The organism is Streptomyces sp. NPDC002309 (assembly GCF_053593375.1).
In genome coordinates, this window is record NZ_JBSFCI010000016.1 from 16,456 (window position 1) to 29,654 (window position 13,199).

Annotated in this window: 15 protein-coding genes; 9 read left to right on the top strand and 6 right to left on the bottom strand. The window is 69.7% G+C overall.

The annotated features are described in order from the left end of the window. Window positions 1-401 precede the first annotated feature (401 nt). A complete protein-coding gene (locus tag ACWCPM_RS15380; protein ID WP_450976658.1) occupies window positions 402-983 on the bottom strand; it encodes a hypothetical protein in 582 nt (193 codons plus the stop codon). A 399-nt stretch (window positions 984-1,382) separates the two neighbouring features. Here ACWCPM_RS15380 and ACWCPM_RS15385 point away from each other — a divergent pair, with 399 nt between their 5' ends. Beyond that, window positions 1,383-3,818, top strand: a complete 2,436-nt coding sequence (locus tag ACWCPM_RS15385) for a SpoIIE family protein phosphatase (RefSeq protein ID WP_450976659.1) — start codon at window positions 1,383-1,385, stop codon at window positions 3,816-3,818. A 202-nt stretch (window positions 3,819-4,020) separates the two neighbouring features. Then, the gene (locus tag ACWCPM_RS15390; RefSeq protein ID WP_450976660.1) at window positions 4,021-4,251 is read left to right on the top strand and encodes a response regulator transcription factor; all 231 of its coding nucleotides are present in this window, start codon (window positions 4,021-4,023) and stop codon (window positions 4,249-4,251) included. Between the two features lie 91 nt (window positions 4,252-4,342). On the opposite strand, the gene ACWCPM_RS15395 is transcribed toward ACWCPM_RS15390, so the two are convergent. After that, window positions 4,343-5,353: a serine/threonine-protein kinase gene (locus ACWCPM_RS15395; protein WP_450976661.1), complete on the bottom strand. Its 1,011-nt coding sequence runs from the start codon at window positions 5,351-5,353 to the stop codon at window positions 4,343-4,345. 412 nt (window positions 5,354-5,765) lie between these two features. After that, the gene (locus ACWCPM_RS15400; RefSeq protein ID WP_450976779.1) at window positions 5,766-6,188 is read right to left on the bottom strand and encodes a hypothetical protein; all 423 of its coding nucleotides are present in this window, start codon (window positions 6,186-6,188) and stop codon (window positions 5,766-5,768) included. Between the two features lie 547 nt (window positions 6,189-6,735). On the opposite strand from ACWCPM_RS15400, the gene ACWCPM_RS15405 reads away from it, so the two are divergent. From ACWCPM_RS15405 to wrbA, 4 genes are all read left to right on the top strand, one after another. Beyond that, window positions 6,736-7,014: an FmdB family zinc ribbon protein gene (locus ACWCPM_RS15405; protein ID WP_450976662.1), complete on the top strand. Its 279-nt coding sequence runs from the start codon at window positions 6,736-6,738 to the stop codon at window positions 7,012-7,014. Window positions 7,015-7,094: 80 nt separating this feature from the next. Further along, on the top strand, window positions 7,095-7,724 hold the full coding sequence (locus ACWCPM_RS15410) for an AmiS/UreI family transporter (RefSeq protein ID WP_450976663.1): 630 nt from the start codon (window positions 7,095-7,097) through the stop codon (window positions 7,722-7,724). A 24-nt stretch (window positions 7,725-7,748) separates the two neighbouring features. After that, window positions 7,749-8,999, top strand: a complete 1,251-nt coding sequence (gene fmdA, locus ACWCPM_RS15415; RefSeq protein ID WP_450976664.1) for a formamidase — start codon at window positions 7,749-7,751, stop codon at window positions 8,997-8,999. 129 nt (window positions 9,000-9,128) lie between these two features. After that, window positions 9,129-9,731 carry an NAD(P)H:quinone oxidoreductase gene (gene wrbA, locus ACWCPM_RS15420; RefSeq protein WP_450976665.1) on the top strand — a complete coding sequence of 201 codons (603 nt, stop codon included), beginning with the start codon at window positions 9,129-9,131 and terminating at the stop codon, window positions 9,729-9,731. 222 nt (window positions 9,732-9,953) lie between these two features. On the opposite strand, the gene ACWCPM_RS15425 is transcribed toward wrbA, so the two are convergent. The 3 genes from ACWCPM_RS15425 to ACWCPM_RS15435 all read right to left on the bottom strand — a co-directional run bounded on the left by ACWCPM_RS15425 (window position 9,954) and on the right by ACWCPM_RS15435 (window position 11,770). Beyond that, window positions 9,954-10,439 (bottom strand): hypothetical protein, encoded by a 486-nt coding sequence (locus tag ACWCPM_RS15425; RefSeq protein ID WP_450976666.1) that lies wholly within the window; start codon window positions 10,437-10,439, stop codon window positions 9,954-9,956. Window positions 10,440-10,597: 158 nt separating this feature from the next. Next, entirely contained in the window at window positions 10,598-10,771 is a 174-nt protein-coding gene (locus ACWCPM_RS15430) for a hypothetical protein (RefSeq protein WP_450976667.1), read from the bottom strand. Between the two features lie 378 nt (window positions 10,772-11,149). Then, window positions 11,150-11,770, bottom strand: coding sequence for a TetR/AcrR family transcriptional regulator (locus tag ACWCPM_RS15435; protein WP_450976668.1), 621 nt, complete (start codon window positions 11,768-11,770; stop codon window positions 11,150-11,152). 102 nt (window positions 11,771-11,872) lie between these two features. Here ACWCPM_RS15435 and ACWCPM_RS15440 point away from each other — a divergent pair, with 102 nt between their 5' ends. The 3 genes from ACWCPM_RS15440 to ACWCPM_RS15450 all read left to right on the top strand — a co-directional run bounded on the left by ACWCPM_RS15440 (window position 11,873) and on the right by ACWCPM_RS15450 (window position 13,086). Beyond that, window positions 11,873-12,547 (top strand): DUF998 domain-containing protein, encoded by a 675-nt coding sequence (locus tag ACWCPM_RS15440; protein WP_450976669.1) that lies wholly within the window; start codon window positions 11,873-11,875, stop codon window positions 12,545-12,547. Between the two features lie 73 nt (window positions 12,548-12,620). Then, on the top strand, window positions 12,621-12,833 hold the full coding sequence (locus tag ACWCPM_RS15445) for a DUF4287 domain-containing protein (protein ID WP_450976670.1): 213 nt from the start codon (window positions 12,621-12,623) through the stop codon (window positions 12,831-12,833). Window positions 12,834-12,903: 70 nt separating this feature from the next. After that, on the top strand, window positions 12,904-13,086 hold the full coding sequence (locus ACWCPM_RS15450) for a helix-turn-helix domain-containing protein (RefSeq protein WP_450976671.1): 183 nt from the start codon (window positions 12,904-12,906) through the stop codon (window positions 13,084-13,086). The last annotated feature ends 113 nt before the right edge of the window (window positions 13,087-13,199 follow it).

The following is a 13,199-nucleotide window of genomic DNA, read 5'->3' on the forward strand; positions in this document are numbered from 1 at the left end:
TCCGCCGCCGCGTCGCCGCTTCGGTCGGTCCGAGTCGCCGTCCGAGCCGCCAGGGCCGCTCCCCCCGCGCGGGCCCCGAGGCGGCCCGCCCGGACCCTGTGCCGACCCCCCGCCGGGACCGGACGACGGGGCACCCGGCCCCCGGTGGCCGGGTGGGGGCGGCGGTGGCGGATGTCCCGCCGATCCGCCGGAGGGGCGCCCGGTCAGAGGCCCGGAGGGCGGGCCGGTCGGACGTTCTGGCTCCGGTCCGGGGGTCACGGCCTCACCTCCTGCCGGGCGTAGGAGCCGCGCCGGTCGAAGACCCCGTCGACGACGGGGGGCACTTCCTGCGCACTCGCGCTTTTGATCTCATTGTGCGCTCCGGCGCCATCGGACCCAAGCTCGATCACCGGTCCCGCCGGTCAGGGCTCCCCCGGCCAGTCCACGATCTGCGTCCGCTTCGGCACCTCGTTCGAGGACGGGGACGGCGCCGACGAGGGCGCCTCGTCGACGGACGGCGCGGAGGAGACCGCGTAGGTGCCGATCCGCGCGCCGTCGCAGTACATCCAACGCTCCTGCTCGACGTCGTAGAGCCACGCCGCCTCGCCGTCGATGACGATCCCGGCCCGCAACCCTTCGGTCTGCTCCCGGAAGGTCTCGCCGTCGGCCCGTCCCGCCGCCAGGTCATCGGTGGCCTGCTCGTAGTGGCCGAGCCCGTCCATCGCCAGGGCGAGCAGCCGACGCAGCTCCGCCGAGCGGGCGGGCGGCGCCGCGGACTCCGGCGGGGGCTGCGGTACGGGGACCAGGAGACGGCCGTCGACCCAGGCCGACCAGCCGTTGCAGCACATGATGCGCGCCCAGTCGCCACGCCGTTCGAGGAGCTGGACGGGCAGCAGCGCGTCGAGCGGCACGGTCGGCCGGGACACGTCGGGAACCTCCCAGGCGGCCAGTCCGTCGGCGGGTATGACGTGGGTCGCGAGGAAGTCGGCGTCGGGGCTGGCCATGTCTTCCACTTCTGCTGCTCGGAGTGATGCCGGAGGGCCCGGTGGCCGGGAGGCCAGCAGGCCAGGTGTCCGGGGCACGAGAACCGCTCGGCCGGGAGACGGACAGGGGCGCGTCTCGGCCGGCGCGAACCGCTCCGCCGTGTCTGAATTTTAACTTTCGGCACGTTTCCGCGCCCGGCGGCCGCCCCTCCCCGCGGCCCCGCGGTCACGCCCGGCGGCCACCCCCACCGCAGTCCCGTGGTCACCGCCCCGCGACCACCGCGCGCCATCTCGTTCGCGTCAGCGCTGCGTTGGTGCTCCCGGCCGCGCTAGATCATGCTTGTCAGTGGAGTCCTCTGCCGTGCGGGTCCCCGTGCGGGACGGCGGAAGAAGGAGCTGACGAGGGCGAGATGAGCGGCGATGGAACGATTTCCCGTCTCTCCTGGTGAGCGGCCGCAGGACCCGGACCGCTCCCGTGAGCCGGCCGGAACGGCGACGGCCACCATCGACGAGCAGGGCATCGTGATCGGGTGGAACGAGTGCGCCCGTCGGCTGCTGGGCTACGAGACCTCCGAGGTGATCGGGCTGCCGGCCGCCCGCCTGCTGGGCGACACCGACTCCCGATGGCCCACGACCCGGCGGCTCCCGTCCGGCCAGGACCGGTGGAGCGGAACCGTGGCGCTACGGCACCGCGACGGCCACCGAGTGGACGTCGGACTGCTCGCGCACCACCGGCGTCCCCGCGGCGGGGTGGCGCAGTGGCTCGTGGTGTCCCCCGTGCCGGGCAGGCCGCGCACATCCTGGGGTGAACGTGTGGAGCAGTGGGCGTTCACCCAGTCCCCCTGCGCCACGGCTATCTTCGACACGGACCTGCGGCTGCTGCGGGCGAACGCCGGCATGGAGCGCGCGCTGTCCCTCCCCGAGGACGCGATGCGCGGGCTGCGGTTGCCGGACATCGTGCCCGACGCCGTGAGCGACGAGACCGAACACAGGATGCGCCTGGCATTGGAGACAGGGGAGCCCCAGCAGGTGGGCACGTTCCCGCACGGCGCGGGTGCGGGCGGCGAACCCGGCGGGGAGGCTTCGCTGACCCCGTTGCGGGACCCGGACGGCCGGGTGCGGGGCGTCTTCCTGGCAGCGCACGACCGCAGCGGAACCGAGCGCGCCACGCAGCCGGCGTCCCTCACCGCCGACGCCGACTCGCTCATCGGCACCAGTCTGAACAGTGCCCGTACCGCGCAGGAGCTGTCCGACGTCACCGTCCCCCGGCTCGCCGACTTCGTGGTCGTCGACCTGCTCGACCCGCCCCCGAGCGGCACCGAGCCGTACTCCTTCCCCGTCGCGGAGCCGGTCACCCTGTGCCGTACCGCCGTGCGGTCGGCCCTGGGGGCAGACCCGGTGTCGGCCGTCGGGATCGGCGCGACGACGGTCTGTCCGGCGGCGTCACCGCCCGTCGAGTGCCTGGCCGCGGGGCGCGGAGCCGTCTACGCGGCGGACGACCCGGCCGTAGCCCGCTGGGTGGCCCAGGATCCCGGGGCCGCCTGGATCAGGCAGCACGGCACCCACTCGATCATGGCGGTGCCGATGCGGGCGGGCGGAACCACCGTCGGCCTGGCCGTGCTCGGCCGGCACCGGCGCCCGGACCCCTTCGGGCCGGAGGACCTGCGGCTGACCGAGCGCTTCGCCACGAGGGCGGCCGTCAGCATCCACAACGTGCGCCGCCACAGCCGGGAGCGCACCAACACCATGGCCCTGCAGCGCAGTCTGCTGCCGCAGTCGCTCCCGGCCCATTCGGCCGTGGAGATCGCCTCCCGCTACCTCCCGGCCGGCACCGAGTCCGGCGTGGGCGGCGACTGGTTCGATGTGATCCCGCTGTCCGGGGCGCGGGTGGCCCTGGTCGTGGGCGACGTCGTCGGCCACGGCATGCGCGCGGCCGCCACCATGGGCCGACTGCGTACGGCGGTGCGCACCCTGGCCGACGTCGACCTGCCGCCGGACGAGCTGCTCACCCATCTCGACGACCTGATCATCCACCTCGCCGCCGACGAGGCCGGTCCGAAGGGCGCGGGGGACGCCGCCGGGGGCATCGGCACGACGTGCCTGTACGTGGTCTACGACCCCGTGTCCCGGGGGTGCAGCATCGCCCGGGCCGGCCATCCCCCGCCCGCCGTGGTCTCCCCCGAGGGCGATGTGTACCTCCTGGACGTCCCTGCCGGCCCACCCCTGGGACTCGGCGGGCTGCCGTTCGAGAGCGTGGAGACCGAGCTTCCCGAGGGCACCGTCCTCGCTCTCTACACCGACGGTCTGCTGCAGATCCGGGACCACGACGTCGACGACGCCCTGGACCGGATGTTCGAGGCCCTCACCCGTCCCGCCGCCACGCTGGAGGCGCTCTGCGACCGGCTGCTGACGGGACTGCTGACGCACCGTCCCGAGGACGACGTCGCCCTGCTCGTCGCCCGCACCCGGGCCCTCCACGAGGACCGGGTCGCCGTGTGGGAGCTGCCGCCCGACCCGTCGATCGTCGCCGAGGCCCGTCGGCGTAGCACCGACCAGCTCACGGCCTGGGGGCTCGACGACGTCGGCTTCGTCACCGAACTCCTGGTCAGCGAACTGGTCACGAACGCGATCCGCTACGGCCGGCCGCCCATCCAGCTGCGGCTGATCCATGAGAACAACACGCTGATCTGCGAGGTCTCCGATTCGAGCAGCACGGCTCCGCATCTGCGGCGGGCCCGGACCTACGACGAGGGAGGGCGTGGGCTGCTGCTGGTCGCCCAGCTCGCGGAGCGCTGGGGCACCCGGCACGCGCCGATCGGCAAGACCATCTGGGCCGAGCAGTCCCTCGCGGGGTGACACCCGCCGATCCCACCTCGCGCCCCCGCCAGGGAAGCCGCACCGCCCCTTGTGACGCGCCTGTGACAGTCCACGGACGCTGTCATGAAGTCGCAAGGTCAAGCTTTTTCACACGAGGACAAAATGCGACATAACGGCATATGCCATCCGCTTCCACGGACGTGAGCAGGGATGGCCGAGCCGACCCATCGGAGTGAATCCCATGAGCCTCACCATCGCCACGCCGCTCGTCGAATCCCCGGCCCCCGCGCTGGCCCCGCGCGAGCAGGAGACGCTGCGGCACATCGCCGCCGGACGCACCTATCTGCAGACGGCCCGCCACATGGGACTCTCCCAGCACACGGTCGACGCCTACCTCCGCCGCATCCGCGCCAAGCTCGGCATCAACAGCACCGCGGAACTGACCCGGCTGGCCATCTCCCTCGGACTGTGACCACCAAGGAGCCACCCGCCGGCCGCGCGCGTCACGCCGACCCGACTCGCACCTCGCCCCGCATCCCGACCCGCAGCGCGGCCGGAGCCGTCTACCGCCACCCCGGCGGGCCCCGGAACACCGGCCTGGCCCAGTCCGGAGGCTCCAAAGGCCACTCCGGGTCCGCGCTACCGACAGACCGGGAGGCATTCGCGAGGGACCGCGCGTGGCCGAGGACGGCGCCGCTCCCGGTGGCGTCACGCAGCGCCGCCACGAATTCCAGACAGGAGCCGTAGCGGTCCTCGGGGATCTTGGACAGGGCCTTGGCCAGGACATCGGCCGCGGCCGACGCGATCCCCGGCCGCCGCTCGGTCAGGAGAGGCGGCTGGTCGTACTGGTGGGCCCACAGCAGCGCCACATCCTCCTCACGCTGGAACGGCGGACCGCCGGCGAGTGTCTCGTAGACGACACAGGCGAGGCTGTAGAGATCGCACCTGCCGTCGACAGGCCGGCCGGAGATCTGTTCCGGCGCCATGTAGTCGAGTGTGCCGACGAACTCGCCGGCGGCGGTGAACCCGCTCAGCGAGAGCGACTTCTTCGTCAGCCCGAAGTCCGTGAGGTAGATGTGCTCGGGATGCTCGCTGTCGGTACCCGCGGCGACCAGGATGTTGCCGGGCTTGACGTCGCGGTGCACCAGATCGTGCTCGTGGGCCGCGTCGAGGGCGGATGCCACCTGGACGGCGATCCGCAGGGCGGTCGCGACGGGGAGCGCGCCCTCCCGGTCCAGCATGGCCCGCAGATCGAGACCGGAGACGTAACGCATGGCGATGTACAGGACGCCGTCGGTCTCCCCGGCTTCGAAGATCGGAACGATGTGCGGGTGGTCGATGGCCGCCGCCACCCTCGACTCGTGGGCGAACCGCCGCCGGAAGGTGTCGTCGCGGGCGCGCTCCGGGGCGATCAGCTTCAGGGCCACCGTGCGGTCCAGCCGCAGGTCCCTGGCACGGTAGACGACGGCCATGCCACCGCGGCCGATCACCTGCTCGATCCGGTAGCCCGCGATCTGCTGACCGACCAGGCCGGAAGGCCGGCCCGTGTACAGGCTCATGTCGTTCGCCGCCATGTCCATCGGCGCCCTCTCACCGGGACGGCCTGATGACCGGCCTACGCTCCAGGCCGCTCGTACCCACTTGCGATTCTATCCAGCAGGCGCCTGCCGGGCTTTCCGGCCGGATTCACCACGGGTGGGACCTCGATCGACATCGCCGACGTCGGGCTGTGCACCATCCGGTTCCGCCGTGCCGTCCTCAGGTCCGACGGCAGCCTCGCCCAGCCCCTCATGAGCTGGACGGACGCCCACGTCTCCCGGCCCCTGCGAGCGCGCCGAAGCTGCCGCCGCCACGCGGAGGGCCTCCGCCGGAAGTCCTACGAGTGGTTCGACTGAGATCGCGAGCGCCCGACGACGGCCCGCGCGGGCTCCCCGATGACCGGGAAGTCCGACACGGGCCGTCGTCGGGCGGCAGGGCGTCAGAACGTCAGAGCGCTCCGCCGATCTCGCAGGCCTGGCACGGCGGCCGACCGCAGGTGCACTGCATGATCGCTTCGAGGACGTCGCGGTCGTGGTAGAGGCACTCGTCCTTGCAGGTGTGGCGCGGAATGAATCCCGCCGGGATCTCACCGGGCCACGGCTCGTGGCCGTCCCGGCAGCGGGCGAAGCGCTCGGGGTCGCTGGAGTGCAGTTCGTGCATGACCGACCGCGCCTCGTCCTCCAGCTCCCGCACCCGCCGCACCAGGGCCTTGAGCTCGTCGCCCAGTCCCGCGTACCGGTCGGTGCCGGTCCGCACGTGCGCGGCCCGCAGAGCCATTGCCGCGTTGCCGAGGAACCGTCCCGCATCCTGAAGGTCGGTCACGTGATGCATCTGAATGCCATTCACGCCACGTACCCACACGGCGTCCATGCTGCTCACTGATCCACCTTCCCGGCGTGCGCCGCCGTGATTCTCCTCGCGAAACGAATATGCGCGGCGCCACTGCCGTCGCATGGCAGAAATCAAGCTATTCATCGACGTTAAAGCCGGTGAATGCCGCCCGTCCAGAAAAAAACGGGTGAATCAGGTCACAACGGACATAAGATCACGAGGTGAAAGTGGATCTCCGGCGGGATCCGCCGCCGATCCACGGCCCACGGCCGCCGTTCCTCCGGACGGACGGCGCGCCCGCCGAACCGGTCCTCCACCACTTCGCGGGTGCCGGTGCGCGGAGGGCCGCCCTGTCGGAGCAGCTCACGACGTCGTCCACGCCGACCCCTGCGGCATCCGCACCACGTTCTCCACATTCAGCTACGGGCCGGCCCTTCCGCGCAAGCAGGGGAATGGCTCCGTGACTTGACACGTGCATCGTCGAGTCGTCTCCTTGAAAGTAAGGAAGTATTGCGACGCGCACCGTCCGAAGTGCCGCGCCAAGAATCTCGGGTTGGCCAGCGCCCAATCGACACCCGGAGTGCTGATGGCTACCTATGAATTTCTATGCAGCCGTTGTGGGCCTTTCGATGTGAAGCTGGCGATCGGTACTGCGCCTCCCGCCCATGGCTGCCCTGTGTGCGCGGGCACGGCCAGGCGCGTGTATTCCTCGCCCGGCCTCAGGCGGACGTCGCAGACGGTCGCCTCTCTCCATGAGCGGGAGGAACAGTCCCGTGACGCCCCGGCGGTGGTTTCCGACGTGCCGCCGGTCAGAACGGCGCCGCGGCGCCCGCACCCCGCGCTCTCGCGATTGCCTCGCCCCTGAGGTCGGTGGTGGACGTGGCAGGACGTCTCGTGCGGGTTTCGACAACTCCTTCCCGCACGCGGACTTAGGAGGTGCGTCCCGTGGCCAACGTGGGACTGCTCTTCGTCGGCGCAGTGCTCTTCATGAACGGGCTCTTGCTGCTGGGGAAGGTCGACGCCAAATCCGCCGGGGTGTTCAACCTGTTCGTGGGTGCACTGCAGGTGCTGACACCGACCTATCTCATCTTCACGGCAAACGGCGCCCAGGACGAAATTCTCGCGGCATCCGGAATTTATCTGTTCGGATTCACCTACCTCTATGTGGGAATTGTCCTGCTCGCCGGCATCGACAACATCGGCGTCGGCTACTACTCGCTGTTCGTGGCGATCGTGGCCCTGGGGTATTCGTTCGTCAATTTCCACCTGTTCAAGGACTACCCGTTCGGTGTGATCTGGCTGTACTGGGCTTTCCTGTGGGCCCTGTTCTTCGTGGTCCTCGGCCTCAAGAAGACGGAGCTCAACTCCTATGTCGGCTGGGTGACGGCGATCGAGGGCTGGGTCACCGGTGTCATCCCCGCCGCGCTGCTGCTGTCCGGCTACTGGAAGCACCCCACGGAGATCGCGATCGCCCTCGGTGTCTTCGGCGTCGTGGTGTTCGCAGCACTGTGGCCACTCACCAGGAAGTCGCGGGAGGCGGCTCGGGCCGCCGCGTCGGCCGCATCCCCGTCCTGACCTGATCAGAAAAGAGAAGCTGTCATGCCCGACGTTGTTTTCAGCGTGGACCAGACCAAGTCGATGCGCGATCAGGACACCCCGGGACACAACAGGTGGCACCCGGACGTCCCCGTCGCCGCCATGGTGAAGCCGGGCGCCGAGTTCCGAATGGAGTGTCGCGACTGGACCGACTGCCAGATAGGCGACAACGACTCCGCCAACGACGTGCGCGACATCGACCTGACCATCCCCCACATGCTCAGCGGGCCGATAGGCGTGGAGGGCGCCGAACCCGGCGACCTGCTCGTCGTCGACATCCTCGACCTCGGCCCCGTACCGCAGCAGACCGGCGACGCGGCCGGCCAGAACTGGGGCTACACCGGCATCTTCGCCAAGGCCAACGGCGGCGGCTTCCTGACCGACTACTTCCCGGACGCCTACAAGGCGGTATGGAACTTCCACGGACAGCAGGCGGTCTCCCGTCACCTGCCGGGGATCCGCTTCACCGGAATCACCCACCCCGGGCTGTTCGGAACGGCACCGTCGGCCGAAATGCTCGCCAGCTGGAACGCCCGCGAGAAGGCACTGATCGACACCGACCCGAACCGGGTTCCGCCCCTGGCCGTACCGCCGGACAGCACCAACGCACTCGCCGGAACGGCCACCGGAGACCTCGCCGCGCGCATAGCCGCGGAGGGCGCGCGCACGGTGCCGGCCCGCGAGAACGGCGGCAATCACGACATCAAGAACTTCACACGAGGTTCGCGGGTCTTCTACCCCGTGCAGGTCAAAGACGCCAAGCTCTCCGGAGGCGACCTGCACTTCAGCCAGGGCGACGGGGAGATCACGTTCTGTGGGGCCATCGAGATGGGCGGCTTCATCGACTTCCACGTCGACCTGATCAAGGGCGGCATGGAGACGTACGGCATCTCGACCAACCCGGTGTTCGTGCCCGGCAACGTCGAGCCGCGCTACACGGAGTTCCTCACCTTCATCGGGATCTCCGTCGACCACGACACCGACACGAACTACTACCTCGACGCGACGCTGGCCTACCGCAGGGCCTGCCTCAACGCCGTCGAGTACTTCAAGAAGTTCGGCTACAGCGGCGAGCAGGCCTACCTGCTCATCGGCTCGGCGCCGATCGAGGGACGCATCAGCGGCATCGTCGACATCCCCAACGCCTGCTGCTCGCTGTACGTGCCCAGCGCCATATTCGACTTCGACATCCGGCCCTCCGCCGAAGGCCCGATGAGGGCCGACCGCGGGGCCTGTGCGGTGAGTTCCGCCTGACCGCGACAGGACAGACGCGGCCCCGCGGCCGAAGGCCGCGGGGCCGCGCGCAGCACACCCAAATATCAGCGATACGCACATAGCACCCGTACCGTGCTTTCTGGTCACTACCAGGAACGGGAGCGAACTGTGAGTGTGCGTGTCGCAGTGATCTACTACAGCGCCACCGGAAACGTCCACCGGCTCGCCGAGGCCGTGGCGAAGGGCGCCGCCGACAGGCAGGCGGAGGTGCGGCTTCGACGGGTCGCCGAGCTTGCGCCCGACACCGCGATCGACGGCAATCCGGCCTGGCGTGCGCATGTCGACGCAACCAAGGACTCCGTACAGGTGGCGACCACGGAGGACCTCGAGTGGGCGAACGCCTACGCGTTCGGCACGCCGACCCGCTTCGGCAACACCTCGGCCCAGCTGAAGGAGTTCATCGACAGGACCGGCCGCCTGTGGCAGGCCGGGGTCTTCAACAGCAAGCCGGCCACGAGCTTCACCTCGTCCATGAACCGACACGGCGGGCAGGAGTCGACGCTGCTGTCGCTGAACAACGTCTTCTACCACTGGGGCTGTGTCATCGTGCCGCCCGGGTACACGGACCCGCTCATCTACGCGGCGGGCGGAAATCCCTACGGCACCAGCTGGCCGAGCGGTGGCACGAGCGGCCCCGACGAGGCCACACTGACCGCGGCCGACTACCAGGGAAGGCATCTCGTGGACATCGCGGAGCGACTCGGCGGCTGACGCGGCCGGGACCTCGTCAGTGGCCTCCTGCCGCAAGCCGGAGCGTCCCGCCCTGCACGACGACGTCACGGTCGTCGGCTGCCCGGCTTTGAACGCATACGGGTGGTGATCCTCGGCTGTCCGGGAACGCCGGCTCACTCCGCGCATCGAGGGAATGCAGCGACCGCTGCCCACAAGAACAGTTGTGGGCAGCGGTCGCACTCACGCGTGGGAGGCAGATGCTTACGGCTTCACAGGATCACCGTTCCCCAGTGCCAGCCACCACACATCGTCGTTCCGGGTGAGATCCACCATCTGTCGCTGCCCGCCGCCGAAGCGAAGTTCGACGGTGGCCAGACCCGGTGCGACGGGGTCCGCTACGACTGCTTCGACCGGCTCGTCGGCGTGCGTGCCGTACCTGGAGATCAGGCTCTGTGCCGCCCCCTCCTTGCCGGTGTACCACGGCGCTCCGATACGGGCGAGGTCCGAGACGTCACCGGCTTGAAGGCGCTGGACGTACACCTTGACGAGCGGTTCGACCTCACGGGCGACCTCCTCCGCCTCGGGGTAGCGGGACTCCACGGGCCGGACCGTCACGTTCACAGCGGGCGCGTCCCGCAGTGCGTAGGGGGCGGGCTCGCGGAGCAGCCACCAGGCGGCGCCGGCCGATCCGAGGCACAGGGCCAGGACCGCCGCCACGACCCATCTACGTTCAGGAATTCCGACCATCAGCACCACCCCGGCTTGACGTGGACGATGACCGCCCATGTGCTCCTCTGACTGTTGACGCAGACGTCGAGGCGCTGGTTCAGACGGTTGGTGTTGTGTGCGCTCACGTAAGCCTTTCCGTCGGCCGTCTCTGCTTGGTCTCCGTGTTCAGCCGTAGGTCACCGAACCGAGGCGTCGTCGTCCTTCGCCAGGTGCTGTTCGTACTGCCCGGCGTTCATCCTGCCGCGCAGCACGGGAGCGTCCCCACCCGAGAAGGTGTAGAGAACGGTAGCCTCGCTCGTCTCCGGGTCAGACGGTGTGTCCGCGAGCGTCCGCTGCTCGCTCCACGGCACGGACAGCCACCGATCCGTCGACGGCAGGCATCACCAGGGCCTCCGAGAGGGCGGACGTGATCGACGTGTAGGTGAGGCCGTCCGCCTTCAGGGCGTCCCGGGTGCCGACCAGCCAGGACTCTTCCGCCTTTCAGCAGCCACGCGTATTTGGCGGCGTTCGGGCGTCCGTTCATCGCGGCCGTTGCACTGTTGTGCGTGCCGGTCGTCAAGGACGCGCAGGCTTCGAGGTATTCGCCGACCATCGGGACTGCTGCAGGGTTGGGTGACACCTTGACCTGCCCCACGGTTTGGGTTCCAGCTCAGTTCGCGAAGAACCGGGAGAACTGGTTCAGCGTCTGACCGGCGTGCCGGGAGGCGACTTGGTGCGGGTCGCTGGGGTCAGCTGTAGGCAGCGGTGAAGGCCCGGACGCCGGCGTCCGCATAGTGCTCGAGTTCGCTCTGCGTGTACTGGGGGCTGCCGTGGAACATGGCCTTGTTCACGGGGATCCAAAGGAGCAGGCCGGCGAAGTGGTTGGCGGCCAGATGCGCGTCGGCAACGCGGAGGAGACCGTGGTCGGCGAGGCGTTGGAAGGTGGCTGCCAGGGTGGCGAGGACGCGTTCGAAGCCCTGCTCGTACCAAGTGGCGCCGAGTTCGGGGAAAGTGTCGGCGTTGGCGATGATCAGGCGCCGCAGCTGGAGGACCTGGGGCTGAGTGAGGGCGGCCAGGAACTGGCGGGCCAGGTGGGTCAGGTTCTCCTCGAGCGCCTCGGCGTCGGCCGGGATGTCGGCCACCAGGTCGACCATGGCGTCGACCTGGTCGGTCGTGGCCATGACGATCTCGGCGAACAGCTGCTCCTTGTCCGCGAAGTGCTTGTAGACGGTCTGCTTGGAGACTGCGGCCTGCTTCGCGATGTCGTCCATGCTGGCCCCCGAGTACCCCTTGGCCATGAACGCCTGGGTCGCGGCGTCCAGGATCGCCCTGTGCTTGCGTGCGGACCGGCCTTGCTCGCTCGCTTCCATCGCCCACCTTTCAGTACTGGACAGTCCAGTTCTTAGGTGACTAATCTAGCGCCCGGCTCCGCTGAGTACCACACCGTCTAGTTCTACACATGGGGGAATCGCATGACCCAGAACATCGGCGTCCCGGTCACGGCCCGCTCCGCGTCGGCATGGCCGACGACGCGGGTTCTGCTGGCGGGCGGCGTCACGGCAGGTCCGCTGTTCCTGGGCCTCGGTGCCGTCCAGGGGCTCACCCGCGACGGCTTCGACTTCACCCGCAACGCGATCAGTCAGCTCAGCCTGGGCGATCTCGGCTGGATCCAGGTGACCAGCTTTCTGTTGACCGGCATGCTGGCCGCCGCAGGTGCGGCCGGGATCCGCCGCGCACTGGACGGCGCACCTGCCGGCACCTGGGCGCCGCGCCTCATCCGTGTGTTCGGCGTCTCGTTCGCCCTCGCCGCGGTGTTCACTGCGGACCCGGGGGCGGGCTTCCCCGCCGGTGCCCCCCAGGCTCCCGCCGCCTCCCTGAGCTGGCACGGCGCCGTCCACATGCTCAGCGCCATGGTGGGCTTCCTCGCGTTGTCCGCGGCGTTCCTCGTCCTGGCCCGACACTTCGCCACGCACCGGCAGCGCGGATGGGCCGTGAGCTCACGCCTGGTACCGCTGGGGATCCTCGCCGGATTCGCCGCCTCCTCCACCACCGTGCTGGCCTTCACCGCCGGAGCCGGACTCGGCCTCCTGTGGCTCACGGCCGTCACCGCCCGGCTGATGACGACCCTCCCCGCAGCACAGAAGTAGCAGCGCCCGCCCATGAATCGCGGGCGCAACCAAGACAACAATCAAGATCACTACAGAGAGACAGGACACCGCAATGACCGGACCGGTAAAGGGCCCCGCCAGCTACTTCCCTTCGATCGAGAAGAAGTACGGCCGCCCGATCGCCGACTGGAAGGACCTCATCCGCTCCTCGCCCCTGACCAAGCACATGGAACTCGTCACCTGGCTCAAGACCGGGCATGGACTCGGCCACGGCCACGCCAACGCGCTTGTCGCACACACCCTCGCCGAAGGCAGCGGTAAGTAACCCGAGCATCCGCGCCGCCGGACCTGTTCCAGCCCGCAGTACGGTCGCGGCGGCTCCCCACCAGGCCCGGATGCGCGACGCGGACCTTGTACTGCGTACGGCACGTGGACGCTCCAACGCGCGGATCGCCGGCGAGACGGGCCTGCACGTGGACACGGTACGCGCATGGCGGGGCCGGTTCGCCACCGGCGGTCTTCCGGCCCTTGAGGACCGTAAGCGTTCCGGGAGGCCGCCGCGTTTCACCCCGCTGTAGACCGCCGAAGTCGGCACGGTTCACTCAGCCCCTCAGCCCAGTCGCCTACCACGCAACGACCCTGAGCCGATCAATCCCAGATGCCCGAGTTCAACGGAGCGGAGTCAGCACCG